We start from the raw sequence: 20,652 nt of genomic DNA on the forward strand, positions 1-20,652 counted from the left end.
ATGTGACGGTTGCAAGAAGGGCAAGGCGCGAGGGAAGCTTTCATTCCTTACAGGTCTCCGGACTCGCGCTTCGTGTCAAGGCACAACCGGGGCGAGGCCGTAGCGTCGCCGCGCGTCGTCGAGATCGTGCGCGGGCCAGTCCTCCTCGATCAGCTCGAAACGCCCGTGATCGAAGGGTTTGCCCGAGGCCGCCTCCGCAGGGACGAGCCGCTCGCGCCGCCCCTTGCGCAAAAGTTCGAGCGAGCGGTGATGGCAAAACGGGTTGTTGCCACGTCGCCCGAAGAGCACATGCGCCGTCCAGCTACAGCCGGCCATGCAGGCGTCGCCGTAATAGCAGTCGCCGCAGTGGCCCCATAACTCGTCCACGGTGCGGTCGCGCGTGAAGCGCAGCGCATCGGTCTGCTCCCAGACCTCTCGCAACGATCGCTCCCGGATGTTGCCGCCCACGTACGCTTGCGACGGTAGCGACGGGCAACCCTTGAGATCGCCGTTGGCCTCGACGCCGAGCAACGTGCGGCCCGCGCCACACGAGCCGTTGTATCCCATGGGGAACGAGCCCCGCAGCACGTGCTCGTACGGGCCGAAGTAGCCGATGTTGTTGGCGGGCCAGATGCGCAGCCCGTGCCGATCGCCGCGCTCCTTCAAGGCCGCGAGCATCGGCATCACCTCCAGCATCTGCCACGGTTCGAGCAGCACCTCGGGCTGGTCGGCGGCGCGGCCCATGGCGACCGTGATCTGCACCTGCCACGTGTCGACACCCGCCGCGATCAACCCCTCGAACACCGCAGGAACCTCGGCGAGGTTGAGGCGGCCGATCTGCGTGTTGGCGTTGACGACGAGCCCCGCCTCCTTCGTGTTCCGGAGCGCCTCCATCGCGCTCGCGTGGCTGCCCTTCACGCCGCGCAACATGTCGTGGGTCGCGGCGAGCCCGTCGATCGACACCGAAACGCTACGCACGCCCGCGGCCTTCGCGCGCCGCGCGCGTTCGGCGGAGAAACCTCGACCTCCCGTGGTGATCGTGCAGGTCATCCCGGCGTCGACGATCGCCTTCGCGATGACGTCCCAGTCGTCACGCAGGTACGCCTCGCCGCCGATCAGCGTGATTTCGGTGACCTCGAGGTCCCGCATCTGCCGCACGAGGTCGAGCGCCTCCTCGGTGGAGAGCTCCTCGGGTCGCGCTCGTCCCGCGCGTGATCCGCAATGATGACAGGCGAGATCGCAGCGCAGCGTGATCTCCCAGATCACGTAGATCGGCCGCCACGCCTGGTCGACGCCACGCGAAGGACCCGCGAGCGGCAGATGACGCCGCGGCGGATCGGCCAGCGGCGCCACGGGGAGCGAGCGATTGCGGACGAGGACCGTTCGCGGCGTGAGGAGAGGTGTGGGCACCGGCGGCTCGAAGCCGTCGGCTTCCCGGAGAGGGATCAAGGAAGGATCAGAAGCCGAAGACACACGAAGAGTCTACGCCACGGAGGAAGCCCCCGCGATTGGCAACTTCCGAGGCGCATGCCCACGGGACACCGGAATTCGCAGCACGAACACGCTGCCGCGGCCGTCTTCCAGGATGGGGCTCTTCACCTCGATGCTGCCGCCGTGGCTCTCGGCGATGTGCTTGACGAGCGCGAGCCCGATGCCGCTGCCGCGGATGCGCTGCTCGCCCGCCCGCCGCCCGCGCACGAAACGCTCGAAGATGCGCTCCTGCTCGTCGGGATCGATCCCGGGGCCCCGATCACTCACGCGCACGACGACCGCGTCGTCCTCCGAGGCGACCTCGACGTCGACCCGGCCGCCGTCCTTCGCGTACTTGAAGGCGTTGTCGAGCAGGTTGATGATCGCAAGCTCCATGGCGCGGGCGTCGAGCATCGCCTCGGGCATGCCCTCGGCGCTCACGAGGTGCACGACGATGCCGTCCCGCTCGGCGCGGTAGCGATAGACGTCGACGGCGCGGCTGACGACGTCCTCCAGCTTGCCGGGCGCGAACTCGTACGCGGCCTTTCCACGCTCGACCTTGGCGAAATCGAGGACGTTCTCGATCAGCGCCGTGAGCCGCTCGCTCTCGCTCACGATGATCTGGAGGTACTGCCGGCGCTTGTCCTCGCTGGCCACGCGATCGGCGAGCAGGATCTCGCCGAACATGCGGACGAGCGCGAGCGGGGTCTTCAGCTCGTGCGAGACGTTCGCCACGAAGTCGCTCTTCAGCGCGGCGAGCCTGCGCTCCTTCATCGACGCGAAGATGATGATCGTGACGCCGACGAGCACCACGATCGCCGCGAAGCCGACCATGCCGAGCTCGACCATACGCTGCCGCTCGACCTTGTCGCCGAGGTCGTCGGCGCTGGTCAGCGCGATCTGGAGCCGCCAGTTGTAGAGCGTGGTCGGGAAGGGGCGGCCGACGGTGAACTCGCCGCCTTTGATGGGCGGGCCGAAGACGATGCGGCCCTCCTCGTCGATGACGTTCATGCGGCTGTTGCCGCGATCGATGTCGCGGTAGAGCCGCGGGAAGACGTCGTGCACGAGGCGCGGCACGTCGTGCCAGGCGACGACGAGGTAACGCCGGCCCGCGTAGGTGCGCTGCCAGTAGCTGATCAGGATGCTCTGCTGATCGATGATCTGGTGCAGGTGGCGCAGCTCCTCCGTATCGCCGTCGAAGTTCAGGCTGGAGAAGAGCCGGCCAAGGAGGAGCCTGCGAAACGCGTCGTCCTCGCGGCCCGGCGCGCGCGAGGCGAAGGCGAGCACGTCGCGCGACTCGTGGCTCAGGTCGAGCACCAGGATCGCGCGCACCGTCGGCGTCTCGCGGGAGGCCGTGGGCAACCAGCGGCGCGCGATCGTGTTGAGGTTCGCGATGTCGACGTGCGCCGCGACGACGTTGTCCTGCGCGATGATGAGCTTGTCGAGCCGGTCGACGCGCTCGTCGGCGAGCGTGAGCGTGGCGTCGAAGACGGTCTGCTGGCGCGCCTTCTCGATCTGGAGCGTGGTGCGCAGCGCGATGCCGCCGAGCACGAGGACGGCGAAGACGATCGAGGGGACGATCGCGAAGTAGAGCAGCCGCTCGCGCAGCCGACGACGCTGCATGGACGGTCTCGCCGCGCGCCTAGCGCGCCGCCGCCTTGTTCGCCGTGGCCCGGATCTTCTCCGGATCGAGCACGACGCCCTGGATGGTGAGGAACTCCGCGAGCTCCTTGCCGACGTAGGTGAGCGCGTTGCCCTCGGCCGTGGCGTATCGACCGCCGCCCGTGGGGTTCACGATCTCGATGAGGCCGAGCGTCTTGCCGCCGCCGAGCGCGGGCGCGCAGGCGATGCTCTTCGGATCGATGCCGAAGGCCTTCCAGCGCGCGTCGACGGCGCGTGGATCGCGCTGCGCGTCGGTGATGACGAGGGCCTTCTTGTTGGCGATGGCCGCCTGCGCGAGACCCGTGCGATCGGGCATGCGGGCGAGGAGCCTGTCGTGCTTGCCGCCTTGCTGGCGCACGAGGACGAGCTCGCGTTTCTCGGCGTCGTGGAACCAGACGAGGATGAGCTCGCTCGGGAGCTGCTCCCGGAGGATCGAGATCACGAAGTCGGCGCCTTCGAGCGCGTCGCTCAGGAAGTGCAGATCGGTCGAGGCGCCTTCGAGCTCCTTCATCAGCTCTTCGGCGGAGCGAACACGCGCCTTCGGCGGCGTGGACTTCGTGGTCGTCGTGACCGCGGCCTTGATCGCGGGGCTCGACCCGGCCGCCGCGCGCGGAGGCGGCGCCGAGGGCGAACGTGCCGGCGGCGTCGAGACGGACCGCTGCGCAGGCGGCGGCGACGAAGGCGAACGCGCAGGCGGCGTCGAGACGGACCGCTGCGCGGGCGGCGGCGTCGAGACGGCGCGTTGCGCAGGCGGCGGCGTCGAAGCGGGACGCGGCGCGGCGGCGGCCACGGACTTGCTCGGCTGCGGCGCCGGCGGACGCACCTCCGGCTCGCCGCGCCAGTCCTTCCACATCAGCGTGACGAGCGGCGCGCGCGCGGGTTTCCCCTCGTAGGCGTGATCGAACACCGCGAGGTTCACGAGCACGCCGCGCTCGCCGTCGAGCGCCTTCTTCACGGCCTCGAACCGATCCAGCACGACCCGCCGCGCCACCTCGACCGCCGTCCCCTCGGGCACGACGTACACGTGCTCGCGGTACGTCAGCGGCGAGCTCTCCGTGGCGGCCACCTCGCGGCTCGAAAGCACGCGGGGGTTCGGCAGCGGCGTGGCCGCGGGCGCGGGCGTCGCGCGGGGCGGGGTTGCGACGCGCGGGGGGGCGGTGACGGCCGGCCGGCCCTTCGGCGGCTCGGCGGCGGCTTGCCCGCCGGGGGAGAGCTCGGCCGTGTCGGGCGCTTTGCGCACCACGTAGCGGAGCTTCTTTACCGGATCGACGGCCTTGTAGCCGTCGTCGAGAAGCTCGATCGAGAAGTTGCCGAGCGACCCGTCGTCCCCGCGCATCGCGCGGGCCTTCTGGAGCGCGGGCTGCCACTGCGGGGCCTCCACGGTGAGCTTTGCCGGAGGTTCGGCGGAGGGCCCGGCCGACGAGATTTCCACGAACCAGCGCATCGGTCGTCCATTCGGCGTCGGCGCCTTCCGCGACGCTCGAACGCGGTTCTTTTCTACAGGTGCGGCAAGGGCCGGTCAACGCGCGCGCCCTTGGAATTCATGGTCCCCGGGTTCGGCCGGGCCCCGTGCGTCACGACGAGGTCGGCGCGCGGGCCGAACCGGGGATCGTGTAATAAGAGTCCCCCGTGCCCGCCACACTGGACAAAGACGAAGCGGAAGCGGCCTCCCCCCACGGGGCCCAGCAACGCGGCGACACCTACGACCCGGGCTTTTTCGCGCGTGTCGTCGAGAGCTGGCCCGCGATCGACCGCGTGCTCTACCCCGTCTACGCCTGGGCCTGCGTCCTCTACGCGGCCACGGTGTTCTACGGGTACATGCACGTGCAGACGCGGGGCGGCTGGTCGGCGCCGCTCGACGACGTCTTCATCCACTTCGACTACGCGCGCGCCGCGGCCCGCGGCTTTCCCTTCCAGTGGTCCGAGGGCAACGGCTTCTCCAGCGGCAACACGAGCCTGCTCTACCCGTTCACGCTCTCGCTCGGCTACCTCCTCGGCTTCCGCAGCCTCGACCTCATGGCGTGGGCGGCGCTCATCGCCTGCATCTCGACCACGTTCTTCCTCGTCGTCGCCGGACGCGCATGTGAGCCGCTCGGACGCGCTGCGAAGTACCTCTTGCCGCCGGCCGTCCTCTCGCTCGGCGCCCTCGACTGGTCGCTCTTCAGCGGCATGGAGAACGCGTTCCACCTCGGCGTCTGGGCGCTCATGCTCCTGCCGATCCTCTCGATCGGCAAGACGCCCGACGATCCCCGCGCCGTGCGCCGCGACGGCTTGCTCGCGGGCCTCGCGGGCGCGCTGCTCTACGCGACGCGGCCCGAGTCCGTCGTGTGCATCGCGATCTTCGCGTTCTACGCCGCGCTCCTCGTGCGCAGGCCCCTCGGCCTCCGCGCCGCGTTCGCGACCTTGCTCCGCGCCTCGATCCCCGGCGCGATCGTGGCCGTGGCGCAGGCCGTGGCGAACCGCCTCTTCACCGGCGAATGGGCGGCGGCCGGCGCGATCGTCAAGCTCGCGCTGAACCACCCCTACATGAACGGGGAGCAGAAGCTCGACGAGTACCTCTCGCACCTGAAGTACGTCGTCCTGCGCAACACGCAGCACCACTTCGCCGACTGGATCCCCGGCCAGAACCTCCCTTGGGGCTGGGTCGTCCCGCTCGTCGCGCTGATCCCGTTCTTCTCGAAAAAGACCCGCAGGATCGCGGCCATGCTCTGGGCGCAGGTCGTGGGCTGGCTCCTGCTCGTCTCGCTGAACGGCCAGGTCCGCTGGCAAAACGAGCGCTACACGATGAGCGCCGTCGCGTGGCTGTTCATCCTCGCCGCGATGGGCCTCGGCGTGCTCCTCATGCCCGCGCTCGAAGCGACGCGCCGCGCGCGGGGCCTCCTCGCGCTTCGGATCGCGATCGCGTGCGGCGTGGTCGTCCTCTACGGCGTCCACCAGGCGCCGAACATGCGTGATCAGATCTGGTTCTTCGGCCGCGCGAGCCGCAACATCCGCGACCAGCACGTGGTCGCGGGCAAGGTGCTCGCCGAGCGCAAGGCGAAGCGCGTGCTCGTCGGCGACGCGGGCGCGCTCATGTATGCGTCGGACCTGCCCGGCCTCGACATCATCGGCCTCGGCGGCTACCACGACCTTCCTTTCGCGCGTGCCGGCGTGAACGGCCTCGGCGCCACGATCGAGCTGCTCGAACGTATCCCGCCCGAGGATCGGCCCGACCACATGGCCATCTACCCGTCGTGGTGGGGCGACCTCCCGGGCCTCTTCGGCCGTCGCCTCGTGGGCGTGCCCGTCGTCGGCAACGTGATCTGCGGCGGCGCGGAGAAGGTCATCTACAAGGCCGACTGGAGCGCGCTCGACAGGAACGGCTGGCCCCGCACGCAGCGGGAAGGCGAGCGCGTGATCGACGAGCTCGACGTCGGGGATCTCGTCAACGAAAAGGCCCACGGCTACAACTTCCCGCGTCCGGGCATGGGCTTCGTCGTGCACCGCGTCCTGCCCGAGCCCGGCCAAAGGCTCCGCGATCTCTTCGACGCCGGCCGCATCGTCCCGCACGGCGAGCCCGAGCGCGCCCTGATGAACGCGCCGAGGCGCGGCGGCCGTCTCGTCGTGCGCACCGTCGCGGGCCGGCAGGTCGCGGCCGAAGTCCGCGCCGACGGCCGCCTTCTCGGCAAGCTCGAAGCGCGCCCCGGGCCCACGTGGACCGAGCCGAGCGTCGATCTGCCGGCCGACCTCCCGCCGCGCTTTGAACTCGCGATCACGCCCGTCGAGGGCGAGTGGATCACGTACCACGCGTGGATCCTGGAGGACGGCGGAGCGCCGTCGGCGGGACGCTGATGCGCTCCCCGACGAGGATCCCGCTCGGCCTCGTGCTCGCCGTCGCCGTGACCGGCTGCGGTCGAACGGACGCGGAGAACGCGAGGCGCCTGGCGGTCTCGCCGCGGGGCGCGCGCCTGGTCTCGATCCCCGGGGCGACCTTCTCGTTCCGCGAATCGATGGCGGTGAACCGCACGGTCGTCACGGTGCAGCCGTTCCAGATCGAAGCGACCGAGGTGACGGTCTCCGGCTATGCCGCGTGTGTCGGCGCGAAGGCGTGTGTCGCGCCGGTGGGCGAAGGCCGCGTCCAGAAGTTCCACGAGCCGAATTGCAACTGGGGCAAGCCTGGTCGCGGCGATCATCCGATCAACTGCGTGAGCCCGGCCGAAGCGGAGGCGTACTGCCAGTGGAACGGCGGCCGGCGCCTGCCGACGATTTACGAGGCGTACTGGGCCGCGCTCGGGGATGGGCGCATGAGCGAAGCGGAGCGGCTCGGCGAGCGGCACCGGACCTACCCGTGGGGCCGCGACGAGCCGGAGAAGATCGAGCATTGCTGGCAACGCGGCGCGATGGGCGGGACGCAGGGCGGCGTGGTGGGACCGATCACGAGCAGCACGCCGCCGGTCGCCGTGGATCTCGGGACCTGTCCGGTGGCGAGTTACACGGGGGATCGGAGTCCCTTCGGGCTTTACGACACGGCGGGGAATGTGGCCGAGTTCGTGTTCGACCCGAAGCCGATCACGTGCATTTCGACGGCGGGTGAGCAGCCGTGTCCGCGGGAGAAGATGTTCCGCGTGACGGGAGGCACCTGGCACGACCATGGGCTCATGGGGAACCAGTCCCCGGCGGACAACCATCCCGTCGCGAGCGAGCGGCACCCTTGGTATGGGTTTCGGTGTGTGGTGGGGGCGGGGTGATTCGCTCCGACGCGGCTCCCTGAGCAGCCGAGCACCTGACCTGCGAAGCTACGGGATGGCCCGTCCAAGTGCCGAAACGAGCTTGTCCGTGATATCGACAATTACCTTTACCGTTGCCTCGTAGCGCTTCAGCTCACCCTTGCTGAACGTGGCCGGTGTGCAAGGTGCGCACCAAACATCACCCGCGGCTTGCTGGAAGGGGTATTCGGAGTTCCGCCTGGCAAGCTGCCCCTTGGCCGGGTATTGAGGCACGACCGAATCGAGCTGTTTGATAATTTCGATACGATGTCGGGCAAAAGCTTTCAGGAGCAATTGCTTGAGATCCTTGTACTGCCGACTCCACGCTGGCGCTGCCGCCTGAATACTCGATGCGATTCGCGCGACATCATGAGCGCTGCCCACATCATAACTGGCAATCTTCGCTCGAGTCAGGGCCACGGCGAGCGCTTTGACCGACTTTTCGACCGCCTGCTGGTACTTCGCTACCCGTTGACAATCGTCTACTTCGGTGGTGAGCAGCAGGGCCGTCTTCCAATCGGACTTCGCCTGCGTCATCCAAGCTTGCTCCAGCTTCACGCAATACGCCTCTTCTTCGCGTTCGCGGCTCCGTGCTGAAGATCAGCGAGTAGGTGTTTACCAATCGAATCGCTGAAGAGCACCGTGGCAGCGTCGTCAGCAAAGGCTTTCTTGATGGGGGTCAGAGATGCCCAACCCGCACGCAGCGCCTCGCGAAGTTCCTCCGGACTCGTGAGCACGAGCCTCAAAGCATCCCTCGAAGAAAGGCGGGAACCAACGCTTGCGGCCGCAAAGGCCACTTCGAATAACTTCTTGTCCTCGTGAATCGAGCCACTACCGAAGTTACCGAGCACTTCGAACAAGCAGAGATCCCTCTTGTGTCTCGCGTGCTCGAAGTGGATGGCCAGATGCAGGGGCTCGTCCTTCCGCTTCCGATGCTCGCGAATCAGGGACTTCAGCAGTTGATCCTCGTGGGCGGCGCGTGTCATGACCCTCATTCCGTAGCACACATTACGCATGCGTGTCTCTACCGCACGTACTCCATGGCACCCGGCCGACTGGCCAGACAAAGAGAAATCAGGAAGCCGCACCCGCACGATCGTGCACCCGCGAGCACGCTCGACCACAACGGCAGAACCAGCCGGGGCCATTGGCACGGCGACGAGCGACCCAACGGTCGGCGCGCCTGGACCTGCCTTTGGCGCAACGCCAAGCGCTACCCGACACGCCCGAGCCTGCCTTTGGCCGCCGCGAGGGCGGGATCGTTTTCGGGAAGGGCGGGATGCTGTTCCGCAAGGGCGGCGTGGCGTTCCGCAAGGGCGGCGTGGCGTTCCGCAAGGACGGGGCGCTGTTCCGCAAGGGCGGCGTGGCGTTCCGCAAGGGCGGGGCGCTGTTCTGCAAGGGCGGGATGCTGTTCCGCAAGGGCGGCGTGGCGTTCCGCAAGGGCGACGTGGCGTTCCGCAAGGGCGGCGTGGCGTTCCGCAAGGGCGGCGTGGCGTTCCGCAAGGGCGGCGTGGCGTTCCGCAAGGGCGGCGTGGCGTTCCGCAAGGGCGGGGTGCTGTTCCGCAAGGGCGGGGCGCTGTTCCGCAAGAGCGGCGTGGCGTTCCGCAAGGGCCCCCCTTCCGCTTCCGATGTACCCTCTCCCTCCACCCGCTCCCGGACACCTCCCGCGCTTCCCCCCTTGACATCCCCCCGTGCGCTTCGGCCTCCCCCGTGACCCCGCTCAGCTCGCCGCCCTCCTCGCCGCGCTGATCGCCCTCGCGTTCGCCCCGCGCATCGTTCGACCTGCAACCAAATCCCGCCTCTTCCTCGCCCTCGCCGCCCTCTCCGCCGCCGCCCTCTCCGCCGCGTACGTCGCGCTCTACCTCCGCGGCGGACCTCGCATCATCGACGCCACCAGTTACTTCCTCGAAGCGCGCGCCCTCGCGGCCGGCCACCTCGCCTTCCCGCTCGACGAGCCCGTCGCCTCCACGCTCGGCCGCTTCCTCGTGCGCACCGACGGCCCCGACGGGCCCACCGCCGCCGTCCTCTTTCCGCCCGGGTACCCCGCGCTCCTCGCGCTCGGCTTCCTCGCCCACGCGCCTCTCGCGATCGGCCCGCTCCTCGCCGCGGCCCTCACGATCGCCACCTACGCCCTCGCCGAGCGGGCCCTCCCCGCAAACACGCCCGCCGCCGATCGCGTCTCGATCCCGCGCCTCGCGACCCTCTTCTCCGTCCTCTGTGCCGCGCTCCGCTACCACACCGCCGACACCATGTCGCACGGCCTCGCCGCGCTCTGCTTCACGGGCGCGCTCGCCCTCGCGCTCTCGGCCGTGCGTGCGCTCGAAGCCGGAGAGCGCGCCCTTCTCCCCTCGCTCGGCGCAGGCTTGTTCGCAGGCTGGCTCGCCGCGACGCGCCCTCCCTCCGCGCTCGCCCTCCTCCTCGCGCTCGCCTTCCTCGTCGTCACGACACGCTTTGCCACGGCACGCGCGCCCCGCAGCGCGCGCCTCACCGCCCTCGTGCTCCTCGCCCTCGGCGCGCTCCCTGGCCTCGGCTTGCTCCTCGCCCACCAACATGCGGCCACCGGCGAGCTCTTCACCTCGTCGCAGCGCCTCTATTACGCCCTCTCCGACGGCCCGCCCGGCTGCTTTCGGTACGGCTTCGGCGCCTCGATCGGTTGCCTCGGCGAGCACGGCGACTTCGTCCAGCACAACCTCCCGCACGGCTACGGCGCCTACGCCGCCGCCGCGACCACGCTCCGCCGCCTCAAACAACACCTCGTCGACGCCGGCAACGCCGAGCCCTTCACGCTCCTCGTCCTCCTCGGCGTGATCCTCGCCGCGCGCCTCCCACGCGCGCGCCTGCTCCCAATCGCCGTCGCCCTCCAGATCGCCGCGTACGTCCCCTTCTACTTCGACGGCAATTACCCCGGCGGCGGCGCGCGCTTCTACGCCGACGTCCTCCCGCTCGAACACATCCTCGCCGCGCTCGCCGCCGCGCACCTCGCCGCGCGCGCAAAAGACCTCCGCGGCGCGTCACGTCGCATCGCGGCCCTCGTCGCGCTCGTCCCGCTCGGCTTCGCCTTCCGCGCCGGCTTCGATCACGCCTTGCTGCGTGATCGTGAAGCCGGCCTCCCGATGTTCGAGCCGGCCCGCCTCGCGGGCCTCCCCGCACGTGCGCTCGTCTTCGTCGACACCGACCACGGCTTCAACCTCGCCTACGATCCTTGGACCTCGAACGGACGACCGATCGCCCGGTACCGCGGCGACGCCTTCGATCGCTTCGCCTGGGAGGCGCACGGCCGTCCTCCTGCGTATCGCTACCTCTTCCCGATCCCGCCCGACGGCGAGGCGCCCCCCGCCCCGCCGCACCTCGTCCCGTACTCGTTGGATCTCCAAGCACCCCTCGCCCTCGAAGGCGAAAACCTCTGGCCCGCGCTCGCGCAACAGGACGCCTGGGCCTTGCCCGCCTGGGCCACCGACGCCTGCGCCTCCGCGCGCCGCTGGCTCTCCGTCACGCCCGCCGATCCCGCGAAGAGCGGCGCTGTCTCCCTCGCCCTCCCCGCCCCCTTCCTCGCCGGCCGCCGCGTCGCGCCGCGCCTCGCCATCCTCGGCGCCGCCTCCGTCACCGTCTCGCTCGTCGTCGACGGAGACCCTTTGCACACCCACGAATTCGCCCCCGCCGCGGCCCCGCATTCGCCCTGCGTCACGCTCCCGGCCTTCCCGATCCCGCGCGCCGCTCGCTCCATCGCGCTCACCGTCCGCCTCGGCCCGCAGCCCGCGGGTTCGCGGGTTGCGCTGGACAGGTTGGATTTCTTGGAGGACGAAAGTCGTTGACGCTGGGCGTCCAGAATGCGAGGGGTGTCCTAAGTTCCTGGAATCGTAAGTCGTATCCGTCCAGGCGTCACACGAGGTTGGGGGGGCGTAGGGACGGGGGGCGGCGTGACGGCCGCCGAGGGGTGTTCCATGACGAAGAGCGAGCTCATCGACGCGATCGCGGGCCGTGGCGAGCTCACCAAGGCGCGCGCGGAGCTTGTGGTCAACTGCATCTTCGATGCGATGACCGAGGCGCTCCAGCGCGGCGAAGGCATCGAGATCCGCGGCTTCGGAAGCTTCACCGTCCGCCCGTACAAACCCTACAGCGGCCGAAACCCGCGCACGGGCCAGCCCGTCCCGGTGCCCGCCAAGCGCCTGCCCTTCTTCAAGGTCGGCAAAGAGCTGAAGGAGCTCGTCAACCAGAGCCGCGCCTTCGCGATCACCGGCGGCAAGGACGACGAGGACGACGAGGACGACGACGACATCGACGAGGACGAATGATCGTCCCCCCCGGGCAAAGCGCCTCTCTACGCGCCTCTTCGGCCGCGTGACGCTTGCGCCCGGCGCGCCGTCCGGCAAAGTTCGCCCCATGCTTTCCGCCGAGCGTCAACTGGAGGAGTTGTGCCGGGGCGTCGTGGACTTCCACGTCCGCGCCGAACTCGAAGAGCGCCTGAAGGAAGGCCGGCCCCTGCGCATCAAGGCCGGCTTCGATCCCACGCGTCCCGACCTGCACCTCGGGCACACCGTGCTCATGCAGAAGATGCGGCAGTTCCAGGAGCTCGGGCACCAGGTCATCTTCCTCGTCGGCGACTTCACCGCGATGGTCGGTGATCCCACGGGCAAGAGCGAGTCCCGCCCGCGCCTGACGCGCGAAGAGGTGCGCGCCGCCGCCGAGACCTACCAGGCGCAAGCCTTCAAGATCCTCGACAAGGACAAGACCGAGGTCCGCTACAACTCCGAGTGGCTCGGCAAGCTCTCGCCCTTCGAGATCGTCGAGCTCGGCGCGAAGTACACCGTCGCGCGTATGCTCGAGCGCGACGATTTCTCGAAGCGCTTCGACGGGAACGTGCCGATCCACATCCACGAGTTCCTCTACCCGCTGCTCCAGGCCTACGACTCGGTCGTGCTGGAGAACGACGTCGAGCTCGGCGGCACCGACCAGCTCTTCAACCTACTCGTCGGCCGCGACCTCATGCCGCGTTATGGCAAGCGCGCGCAGATCGTGATGACCACGCCGATCCTCGAAGGCACGAACGCGCGCGTCGAGAGCGGCAAGGTCGTCGGCCTGAAGATGTCGAAGAGCGCGAACAACTACGTCGGCGTGAGCGAGCCGCCCTTCGAGATGCTGCAAAAGCTCATGCTCGTCGATGACCAGGTGATCTGGCGTTACATGGAGCTGCTCTCCTCGAAATCGAACGAGGAGATCGCCGCGCTGCGCGAGGAGACGCGCGCAGGGCGCAACATCGTCGAGGTGAAGGCGATCTTCGCGAAGGAGATCGTGACGCGCTTCCACGACGCCGCGGCCGCCGACGCCGCGCTCGAACGGCGCCGCAGCGTGGCCGCAGGCGGCGTGCCCGACGACATCGAGGAGATCAAGGTGGCCGCCGAGGCCGAGTCGCTCTGGATCGCCAAGGCCTTGTCGCTGGCGGGCCTCGTGAAGTCGACGAACGAGGGGCTCCGGCTCGTGAAGAGCGGCGCCGTCCACCTCGACGGCGAGGTCGTGCGCGACGAGCAACAGAAGCTCGAGCGGGGCCGGAGGTATCTTGTCCGCGTCGGATCGAAGAACCGCAAGTTCGCGCACCTCGTCGTCGGCTGACGCCACGGATCCGGGCCGGCGCGCCTTCCTCGCCGCCACGCTCGCCGCGCTCGCCTCCGCCTTGTCCGGCTGCGGCGCGCCCGCGCCCGTCACGAAGCCCGCCACGCCCGAGCCGCCGCTCGCCGTCCCCTCGCTCGACGGGCTCTTGCCCCTCGCGGGCCTGCGCTGGGTCGTGCTCGTGCATCCCCACGAGATCACCTCGATCCCGTGGCTCGTCCCCTTCGTCGGCGCCGTCATCTCCGAGGCGCGCTTCGACCGCTTCGCGAAAGGCACCGCCGTGGATCTCCGCCGGACGCCCGAGGCCGTCGTCGCGTCCTACACGACGAACGAGGGCGACGCGACCGTCGAGATCCTCCGCCACACGAGCGACCCGCGCGCCGTCGAGCGCGCCTTCCGCGACCGCCTGAGCACCGACACGACGCGCGCCGTCGACCGCCCCGACCTCGTCCGCGTCTCCGGCAAGATCGGCCGCGGCGCGCACGCCTTCGCCGCGATCGGCTCCGACGTCGTCTGCTTCCAGCAAGCGGGCTCGATCCCGCGCGGCCCTTGCCGCATCGCCGCCCTCTTCGCGCGCGGCGCCCTCTCCCGCGCCACACGCGCCTTCGCCGACCCGTCCTTGCGCGCGCTCGCCGAGCGCCTCGGCCCGGCGCCTGCCCGCGCGTTCGCGCTCGGCCCGTTCGAGGGCGAGCTCGCGCGGGGCGCGCGGGGCCTGCTCGCCGCCGCCACCGCGATCGGCGCGGCGGCGAGGCCGAGCGCGCGCGAGGGCATCTTGCTCTCCATCGCCGTCGCCGGCGACTTCTCCCGCACCGGCGAGGCGGCCTCCGAGGAGCTCGCGGCGTCGTGGAAGGACCTCGCGCAGGGCTCGTTTGGCCACCTGCTCGGCCTCGACGCGCCCGTGACGGCGCCGCTGCCGACGCACGCGCCCGACGCCGTCGCGATCGCGGTCGAGCTCGATCCGAAGAAGCTCGCGAAGGGGCTCGCGGACGCGACCTCGAACGAGATCGATCAAATCATGCGATGAGGCGCGGCGCTTACCGCCGCCCCTTGAAGCCCATCATCCCTTGCACGACGGCCTCGCTCTCCTCGGCGATCGCGCCTTCCTGGGCGACGCGGTCGGCGCAGTCCTCGCACATCTTCTTCTTCTTGGTCCCGACCTTCACCGTCTTCAGCTCGTCGACCTCGTTCTCGCACTCCCGGCACGTGGGCATTCCGGATCCTCCTCGACGCGGATCCTAGCCCGCGCTCGGCCGACGGCAAAAAGTTGGCCCGGTCCGTCTTTTCCACGTACCGCGGCAGATGGACCTTCATGGAAAGACGGATCGGCCCTCGCGCGCTCTGCGACTATCCCTTGGTTGCCATCGTGGATGGGCATCGCCACACGTGCCGCGCCGTCGACCTCTCGGTGAGCGGGCTCGTCTTCGAAACGCCGCGGACCCTCGTGGATCGGGAGCTCAGCATGATCACCGCGTTCGAGCTGGACGTCGGCGCGGGCCGACCGATTCGCCTGCGCGGCCGCCCGATATGGGCGAAGGACCGGCTGCAGGCGATTCGGTTCGTATCGATGAACGACGCCGACCGGCTCACCCTCGCCGAGCAGCTCGATCGGAAGAAGATCCTCGGCGACCCCTTGCATTGAGGCGCGAGCGCCGCCGCCCGACGGAAAACGCCATTCCGAGCGCCACCATCGCGGCCATCAGCCCGCGCGTCTCCTCGCCCCCGCCCACGGCGGTGCACGCGCCGCATCCGCCCGTCATCATCGTGCTGTCGTCGCCGATGGTCGCCTCGTTCGCACCGGCGCCCGCGCCGCCGGCGCCGCCCATTCCACCGGCGCCGTTCGCCCCCGAGGCGACCAGCGCCGCGAACGTATACACCGAGCCGGCATTCTCACCTTTGTCGTTATCATCGCCCGGCGCGCCGATGACCGCCGTGCCTTCGGAGACCGCGACCGCGAGGCCGAAGAAATCGCCGTCGGCCCCGTCCGCCGCGAGGAGCCGGCGATCCTGGGCCCAAGCATCGCTCGCGCGCACGAAGACGTAGGCCGACCCAGCGCCCGTGACGTTTGGCCCGCTGAGATAAGTCCCCACGAGCGCCACGTCGCCCGAGACCGACGTCGTCATTCCGAACCTGCCGAATTTCTCCGCCTCGGAGGGGACGAGCTTCTGCTGCGCGCCCCACACCTTGTCCACCCGCGAAAAGACATACGCCGCGCCGCCGTCCTCGGCGACGTCGTCATCCCCCGCCGCGCCCACGAGCACCGTATCGCCCGAAATCGCCACGGAGAGCCCGAAATAGTCTTGCTCGGCCGCGTCGTCCGCCACGAGCCTCTGTTCGAGCGGCCAGGCGCCCTCCGATCGATCGAACACGTACGCCGCGCCGACGGAGACCGGCATCCCGGCGTTGTCCCGCGGCGCCCCGACGACCGCGGCGTTCTCCGAGAGCGCGACCGACGCGCCGAAATGGCTCGGCGTCCCGTCCGCCGGCAAGAGCTTCTTTTGCAGGCCCCACATCTTCCCGGACGCGTCCCGAACGAAGATGTACGCCGCGCCGGAATCGAAGCCGAGCCCGTCCTCGCGGCTCGCCCCGACAAGCGCGAGGTTGCCCGAAATCGCCACCGACGTGCCGAACGAGCCAATGAGCTCCGGGGTGGGTGAGACGAGCTTCTGCTGCTCCTTCCAGACGCCGCCTTCTCGCACGAAGATGTACGCCGCGCCCGCGTTTTCGGCCTGGTCGGTATCGTTCGGCGCGCCGACGATCGCGATATCGCCCGAAATCGCCACGGCGTAGCCGAATCCATCCGTCGCCTCTGCATCGGAGGCGACGAGCTTCTGCTCCGGGACCCAAACGCCGTCTTTTTGCACGAAGACCTGCGCGGCGCCGGCGTTCTCGGCGATCCCATCGTCGGCGTGCGCCCCGACGATCGCGATATCTCCGTCGATGGCGATCGACACGCCGAAGTTCGCCTCTTTCGTCCCTTCGGGCGCCACGAGCTTGGCGCCCTCTTTCCATTCCAACGAATCGACCGACACTCCGGTGCGCTCGGCCCCGTCGGACCCGCATCCGGCGCAGAGCCACAAAAGCGGGACGATCCCGCCGCACAGCACGGAAGAATTGATGCGCATGTGTTCCCCCCGCATCGCGCGCGGGCGCTCCGCGCGTGATTCCTGGAAATCAAAACGCGCTAGGTTTACACCACGCAGCGCGCGTGACCACCCGACTCGCCGGATTCACCGAAGATCGTGGCGCGCGCCCCCCCTTCCGCCGGAGACATCCGCGCCTCAGACCTCGATCACACGCTCGTCCGTCACCACGACCGGCAGCGGCACATCCCCCTCCGTCGCCGGCACCTCCGATAACACCTGAAAATCGTACACCACGCCAATCGCGACCCCCGGCGGGCAGAACCGTGGAATGGTTCGATCGTAATACCCCGCCCCATACCCGATCCGATTTCCCTCCCCGTCCACCCCGAGCGCCGGCACCACCACCACGTCGACCTCCAGCGCCTCCGGATCCGTGAGCAGCGGCTCCTGAAAGCCAAGCCCGTGCTCCTCCATGGCCGCGGGGTCGGCCGGGACCCGGAACGTCATCACCCGCGTCTCCGGGTGGATCGAGGGGAATGCCACACGCACGCCCCGCCCCTCGAGCTCCGCGACGAGCGGCCTGAGGTCCACCTCGCCGCGCTTCACGATCGGCCAGAAAAGCGCGATGGTCCGCGCCGCAGTGACCTCCGGCCGCCCGAGCAGACCCGCCCGAATTTTGCTCGACCGCTCGGCCAACGACTCGCGCGGGATCGAGTTCCGGAGCGCACGCATCCGCTGCCGCAGCACGCCCTTCGCGCGGTAACGCAGCTCCCGCAGCGCCTCGGGATCGAAGTCTTCCATCGCCGCCACCCTACCCCGAACGTCCGCCGCGCGCACGCCGGTGTCCTGCGTGGCGCTCCCCGACACGCGCTCGCCGTGGTAACGGTTCTCGAACCGATGCGTCCTTGCGCGATCATCCCCGCTTATCAGGCCGCCCGCACCGTCGCCGAGGTCGTCGGCGCCACGCGCGCCCTCTGGCCCGAGCCCTCCGCGGTCTTCGTCGTCGACGACGGCTCCACCGACGGCACCGCCGACCTCGCCCGCGCGGCCGGCGCCACCGTCCTCGCGCACCCCAACAATCGCGGCAAGGGCGCGGCCCTCCGCACCGGCATGATGCACGCCTTGCGGCGCGGCTTCGACGTCGCCGTCACGCTCGACGCCGACGCCCAGCATCCGCCGGCCGAGGCGCACCGCATCGCCTTCGTCGACCCCGACCCGCGCGCCCTCGTGCTCGGCGTGCGTGACCTCGTCCGCGCCGGCGCGCCGCGCGCGAACCAGATGTCGAACCGCATCTCGAACTTTTTCCTCTCGCTCTTCAGCGGCCGCCCGCTCGCCGACACCCAATGTGGCCTGCGCCGGTATCCCCTCCAGACCACGCTCTCGCTCGGCGCGCGGGACGACGGGTATGCGTTCGAGGCCGAGATCATCCTCCGCGCCATTGCCGCGGGCGTGCGGATCGTCGAGGTCCCCATGGACGTCGTGTATCCGCCGGAGCACGAGCGCATCACCCATTTCCACAGCGTGCGGGACCCGGCGCGTATCGTCTTCCGCGTCGTCAGCACCCTCGCCGAATCGAGGCTCGCCCCCGCCACGATTCCCCCAGTGACCCCGTCCGTGCCCTCGGCCAAACCCTCGCGGCCCTCGCGGGACACCCCGCGCGAGAGCGCCCGGGAGCTCTGATCCGAGGCGCCGTGACGGACGAAGGCCCGAAGACACCCGCCCCGCGGCCCCGCGCGCGCTGGAAACGGCGCCTCCTCTGGGCGTTCGTCCTCCTCGTCGTCGTCCCGGGCCTCGCCCACGTCTCCATCCTCGCCGGCACGCGGATCGAGCCCCCCGCCCTTGCCCAGACGACCGGCGAGGCCGTGGAGGCGCGCCCCGGCCTGCGGGTCCTTGGCCCTGCGTATGCCCGAAAGCGCGGCGCGATCCTCGAAGTCCGCCTCGCCGGCACGCCCGAGGAGATCGGCCACCAGCATTCGCGCCTCCTCTACCGCGAAATGGTCGAGAACGAGGGCACGCTCTACGACCAGTTCAGCCATTACGTCCCCGTCCCGCCCTTGCGCTGGCTGCTCGTCGACCTGAGCCGCCTCGAATTCCGCCACGTCGACCAGGGAATGCAGGACGAACGACGGCGCGAGATCGCCGCCCAGGCCCGCGGCTTCTCGCCCGACCCGTACGACGGCTTCCTCTCGACCTACCATCGCTTCGTCTTTTTGCATTCCCTCTACGACATCGCCCTCTCCTTCGAGCATTCGCCGCTCATCGGCTGCACGAGCTTCGCCCTCGGCGACGGCGCCTTCGAGGACGGCCACACCGTCCTCGCCCGCAATTTCGATTTCGAGGCCGGTAGCATCTTCGACACGGGCAAGGCCGTCTTCCTCGTCCGCGAGCAAGACCGCATTCCGTACGCCTCCGTCGCCTGGCCCGGCCTCATCGGCGCCGTCAGCGGCATGAACGCCGAGGGCCTCGCGCTCGTCGTCCACGGCGCCCGCGCCCGCGAGCCGCGCAACGTCGGCGAGCCCGTCGTCCACACCACGCGCGACCTCCTCGGCCGCGCCCGCACCACCGCCGAGGCCATCGACCTGCTCCGCGATCGGTCGCCCATGGTCTCGCACCTCATCATGCTCACCGACGCCAAGGGCGACGTCGCGATCGTCGAGCGCGCCCCGGGTGAGCCGATCCACGTCCGTCGTGGACGCGGAAAGGTCCCGCTCACGAACCACCTCGAAGGCCCGCTCGTGAACGATCCCGCGAACAAGCGCGTCGAGTCCACGACGTCCACGCGCCCGCGCCGCGAGCGCCTCGACGAGCTCCTTCAGAATCTCCCGCCGGCCGCGTCCGTCGAACACGTGATGGGCGTTCTGCGCGACAAAAAAGGCCTCGGCGGGGTGGACCTCCCGATCGGCCATCGCCGCTCCCTCGACGCCCTCATCGCCACGCACGCCGTCGTCATGGACACCACGGCGCGTGTCCTCTGGGTCAGCGAAGGCCCGCACCTGCTCGGCCGTTTCGTGCGGTTCGACGTCGCCCGGCTCCTCGAATCGGGCTACGAACCAAAGGACGACGAGCCGCTCGTCACCGCCCCCGAGGACCCGCTGTACCGGTCCCCGGCCTACGAAGCCTGGGAAAAGGCGGGCAAGCCGCATCATGGAGAGCTCTGATGGATCGACGTGATTTCTTGCGAAATGCCCTCGCCGCCTCGGGCGCGCTCCTCGCCGCCGCGTCGTATTCCGCCGAGGCCCATGCCGACGAGGTCTCCGAGGTCCTCGGCCGGATCACGAAGGCGCGCGCGGATCTCAAGACGCTCGTCGGTCCCTTCGAGCAAGAACGCACGATTGGCCTGCTCGCGACGACCGTGAAGAGCGCCGGCGAGATGACCCTGGTTCGCCCCGACCGATTGCGCTGGGAGCTCTTGCCCCCGGACGCGGTCACGTACTGGGTCGGCCCCGAGGGGTTTTCCTTTGCGACCCCGCGCGGCGCGGCGAGCGTCGGCAAGGCCGCGGCGGGCCGGTTCGGCGCGGTGCTCGGTGATCTCTTGATTTTGATGGGCGGCGACCTGGAGAAACTCCGCGGCCGTTACGACCTCAGCATCCCCAGCAAAAAAGACGGAATCACCCTTCGCGCCGTCCCGCGCGCCGAGGACGTGAAAAAGCACGTCAAGCGCCTCGAAATGCGCCTCGGCATCGAGCTGTGGACGATCAGCGAGGTCACGATCGAGGAGCAGACCGGCGACCAGAGCGTCATTCGCTTCGGCAAGCTGAAGCGCGACGTCACCGTCGACCCGGCGAAGATGACGCCGCCGAAGAGCTGACGAACCCCTCCCCAGCAGGGTGCTGAGAAACGCAGCGAGCGCCCTCCAGCCCGTGAACATGGACCCCTCCGCGCGGGTCGATACTCTGCGGGTCGAAGGGCGCTCGCGGCTTGCTCCACGGTTCACCGGGGCAGCAGCGTGGGTGGTACCCTGGGTACGGCCGGGGATCACCGTCTAGGTGACTGGTGTTTTTCTCTACCAAACCATCGCGGGATGGTGTAATGCGGGGCCATGTCCCTTGGACAAACCCCGAAGCAGGGCGAGATGTGGAGGTCGACGTCAGCGTATTGCGAGGCCAAGC

At 69.6% G+C, this 20,652-nt stretch carries 19 protein-coding genes; 11 read left to right on the plus strand and 8 right to left on the minus strand.

Features of this window, described 5'->3' with window-relative positions:
- Positions 1–75: 75 nt before the first annotated feature.
- From E8A74_RS03735 to E8A74_RS03745, 3 genes are read right to left on the minus strand one after another with little or no spacing between them, the layout of a single operon-like run.
- The gene (locus E8A74_RS03735) at positions 76–1,428 is read right to left on the minus strand and encodes a radical SAM/SPASM domain-containing protein (protein WP_232379356.1); all 1,353 of its coding nucleotides are present in this window, start codon (positions 1,426–1,428) and stop codon (positions 76–78) included.
- 33 nt (positions 1,429–1,461) lie between these two features.
- A complete protein-coding gene (locus E8A74_RS03740; protein ID WP_136927504.1) occupies positions 1,462–3,072 on the minus strand; it encodes a sensor histidine kinase in 1,611 nt (536 codons plus the stop codon).
- A 19-nt stretch (positions 3,073–3,091) separates the two neighbouring features.
- Positions 3,092–4,555, minus strand: coding sequence for a GAF domain-containing protein (locus tag E8A74_RS03745; protein ID WP_136927505.1), 1,464 nt, complete (start codon positions 4,553–4,555; stop codon positions 3,092–3,094).
- 185 nt (positions 4,556–4,740) lie between these two features.
- On the opposite strand from E8A74_RS03745, the gene E8A74_RS03750 reads away from it, so the two are divergent.
- Both E8A74_RS03750 and E8A74_RS03755 read left to right on the plus strand, forming a co-directional pair.
- Entirely contained in the window at positions 4,741–6,942 is a 2,202-nt protein-coding gene (locus E8A74_RS03750; protein ID WP_232379357.1) for a hypothetical protein, read from the plus strand.
- Entirely contained in the window at positions 6,942–7,838 is an 897-nt protein-coding gene (locus E8A74_RS03755; protein WP_136927506.1) for an SUMF1/EgtB/PvdO family nonheme iron enzyme, read from the plus strand. The genes E8A74_RS03750 and E8A74_RS03755 overlap by 1 nt, the downstream gene beginning before the upstream one ends.
- Before the next feature lie 48 nt (positions 7,839–7,886).
- On the opposite strand, the gene E8A74_RS03760 is transcribed toward E8A74_RS03755, so the two are convergent.
- Both E8A74_RS03760 and E8A74_RS03765 read right to left on the minus strand, forming a co-directional pair.
- Positions 7,887–8,414, minus strand: coding sequence for a HEPN domain-containing protein (locus E8A74_RS03760; RefSeq protein ID WP_136927507.1), 528 nt, complete (start codon positions 8,412–8,414; stop codon positions 7,887–7,889).
- Positions 8,411–8,842 (minus strand): hypothetical protein, encoded by a 432-nt coding sequence (locus E8A74_RS03765; RefSeq protein WP_136927508.1) that lies wholly within the window; start codon positions 8,840–8,842, stop codon positions 8,411–8,413. The genes E8A74_RS03760 and E8A74_RS03765 overlap by 4 nt, the downstream gene beginning before the upstream one ends.
- A 293-nt stretch (positions 8,843–9,135) precedes the next feature.
- Here E8A74_RS03765 and E8A74_RS51840 point away from each other — a divergent pair, with 293 nt between their 5' ends.
- The 5 genes from E8A74_RS51840 to E8A74_RS03790 all read left to right on the plus strand — a co-directional run bounded on the left by E8A74_RS51840 (position 9,136) and on the right by E8A74_RS03790 (position 14,484).
- Positions 9,136–9,570, plus strand: coding sequence for a hypothetical protein (locus tag E8A74_RS51840; protein ID WP_170228833.1), 435 nt, complete (start codon positions 9,136–9,138; stop codon positions 9,568–9,570).
- The gene (locus E8A74_RS03775; protein ID WP_136927509.1) at positions 9,548–11,668 is read left to right on the plus strand and encodes a hypothetical protein; all 2,121 of its coding nucleotides are present in this window, start codon (positions 9,548–9,550) and stop codon (positions 11,666–11,668) included. Before E8A74_RS51840 ends, E8A74_RS03775 begins: the two co-directional genes overlap by 23 nt.
- A 129-nt stretch (positions 11,669–11,797) precedes the next feature.
- A complete protein-coding gene (locus tag E8A74_RS03780; RefSeq protein ID WP_136927510.1) occupies positions 11,798–12,148 on the plus strand; it encodes an HU family DNA-binding protein in 351 nt (116 codons plus the stop codon).
- A gap of 88 nt (positions 12,149–12,236) precedes the next feature.
- A complete protein-coding gene (tyrS, locus tag E8A74_RS03785) occupies positions 12,237–13,463 on the plus strand; it encodes a tyrosine--tRNA ligase (RefSeq protein ID WP_136927511.1) in 1,227 nt (408 codons plus the stop codon).
- The gene (locus E8A74_RS03790) at positions 13,411–14,484 is read left to right on the plus strand and encodes a hypothetical protein (RefSeq protein WP_232379358.1); all 1,074 of its coding nucleotides are present in this window, start codon (positions 13,411–13,413) and stop codon (positions 14,482–14,484) included. Before tyrS ends, E8A74_RS03790 begins: the two co-directional genes overlap by 53 nt.
- Positions 14,485–14,494: 10 nt before the next feature.
- Here the strand turns inward: E8A74_RS03790 and E8A74_RS51845 are convergent, their stop codons facing one another.
- Positions 14,495–14,671, minus strand: a complete 177-nt coding sequence (locus E8A74_RS51845) for a hypothetical protein (RefSeq protein ID WP_170228834.1) — start codon at positions 14,669–14,671, stop codon at positions 14,495–14,497.
- A gap of 98 nt (positions 14,672–14,769) precedes the next feature.
- Here E8A74_RS51845 and E8A74_RS03795 point away from each other — a divergent pair, with 98 nt between their 5' ends.
- Complete coding sequence (locus tag E8A74_RS03795) at positions 14,770–15,099, plus strand: PilZ domain-containing protein (protein ID WP_136927513.1); 330 nt, start codon at positions 14,770–14,772, stop codon at positions 15,097–15,099.
- Here E8A74_RS03795 and E8A74_RS03800 read toward each other — a convergent pair.
- Both E8A74_RS03800 and E8A74_RS03805 read right to left on the minus strand, forming a co-directional pair.
- Positions 15,044–16,474 (minus strand): FG-GAP repeat protein, encoded by a 1,431-nt coding sequence (locus tag E8A74_RS03800; protein ID WP_170228835.1) that lies wholly within the window; start codon positions 16,472–16,474, stop codon positions 15,044–15,046. The two genes, E8A74_RS03795 and E8A74_RS03800, sit on opposite strands and share 56 nt — an antisense overlap.
- A 264-nt stretch (positions 16,475–16,738) precedes the next feature.
- Positions 16,739–17,344, minus strand: coding sequence for a 5-formyltetrahydrofolate cyclo-ligase (locus E8A74_RS03805; RefSeq protein WP_136927515.1), 606 nt, complete (start codon positions 17,342–17,344; stop codon positions 16,739–16,741).
- A 96-nt stretch (positions 17,345–17,440) separates the two neighbouring features.
- Between E8A74_RS03805 and E8A74_RS03810 the strand changes: the two genes are divergently transcribed.
- The 3 genes from E8A74_RS03810 to E8A74_RS03820 are packed head-to-tail and all read left to right on the plus strand — an operon-like array spanning position 17,441 to position 20,351.
- Positions 17,441–18,223, plus strand: coding sequence for a glycosyltransferase family 2 protein (locus E8A74_RS03810; protein ID WP_136927516.1), 783 nt, complete (start codon positions 17,441–17,443; stop codon positions 18,221–18,223).
- A gap of 11 nt (positions 18,224–18,234) precedes the next feature.
- Complete coding sequence (locus E8A74_RS03815) at positions 18,235–19,701, plus strand: C45 family autoproteolytic acyltransferase/hydrolase (RefSeq protein WP_136927517.1); 1,467 nt, start codon at positions 18,235–18,237, stop codon at positions 19,699–19,701.
- Positions 19,701–20,351 (plus strand): LolA family protein, encoded by a 651-nt coding sequence (locus E8A74_RS03820; RefSeq protein WP_136927518.1) that lies wholly within the window; start codon positions 19,701–19,703, stop codon positions 20,349–20,351. Before E8A74_RS03815 ends, E8A74_RS03820 begins: the two co-directional genes overlap by 1 nt.
- Positions 20,352–20,652: the final 301 nt, after the last annotated feature.

Source organism: Polyangium fumosum (assembly GCF_005144585.1).
Taxonomy (GTDB): Bacteria; Myxococcota_A; Polyangia; order Polyangiales; family Polyangiaceae; genus Polyangium; species Polyangium fumosum.

Excerpts from the sequence above, each read along its gene's own strand:
- E8A74_RS03740 (WP_136927504.1), bottom strand. The coding sequence starts at position 3,072 with ATGCAGCGTCGTCGGCTGCGCGAGCGGCTGCTCTACTTCGCGATCGTC.
- E8A74_RS03745 (WP_136927505.1), bottom strand. The coding sequence starts at position 4,555 with ATGCGCTGGTTCGTGGAAATCTCGTCGGCCGGGCCCTCCGCCGAACCT.
- E8A74_RS03755 (WP_136927506.1), top strand. The coding sequence starts at position 6,942 with ATGCGCTCCCCGACGAGGATCCCGCTCGGCCTCGTGCTCGCCGTCGCC.
- E8A74_RS03765 (WP_136927508.1), bottom strand. The coding sequence starts at position 8,842 with ATGACACGCGCCGCCCACGAGGATCAACTGCTGAAGTCCCTGATTCGC.
- E8A74_RS51840 (WP_170228833.1), top strand. The coding sequence starts at position 9,136 with ATGCTGTTCCGCAAGGGCGGCGTGGCGTTCCGCAAGGGCGGCGTGGCG.
- E8A74_RS03780 (WP_136927510.1), top strand. The coding sequence starts at position 11,798 with ATGACGAAGAGCGAGCTCATCGACGCGATCGCGGGCCGTGGCGAGCTC.
- tyrS (WP_136927511.1), top strand. The coding sequence starts at position 12,237 with ATGCTTTCCGCCGAGCGTCAACTGGAGGAGTTGTGCCGGGGCGTCGTG.
- E8A74_RS51845 (WP_170228834.1), bottom strand. The coding sequence starts at position 14,671 with ATGCCCACGTGCCGGGAGTGCGAGAACGAGGTCGACGAGCTGAAGACG.
- E8A74_RS03795 (WP_136927513.1), top strand. The coding sequence starts at position 14,770 with ATGGAAAGACGGATCGGCCCTCGCGCGCTCTGCGACTATCCCTTGGTT.
- E8A74_RS03805 (WP_136927515.1), bottom strand. The coding sequence starts at position 17,344 with ATGGAAGACTTCGATCCCGAGGCGCTGCGGGAGCTGCGTTACCGCGCG.
- E8A74_RS03810 (WP_136927516.1), top strand. The coding sequence starts at position 17,441 with ATGCGTCCTTGCGCGATCATCCCCGCTTATCAGGCCGCCCGCACCGTC.
- E8A74_RS03820 (WP_136927518.1), top strand. The coding sequence starts at position 19,701 with ATGGATCGACGTGATTTCTTGCGAAATGCCCTCGCCGCCTCGGGCGCG.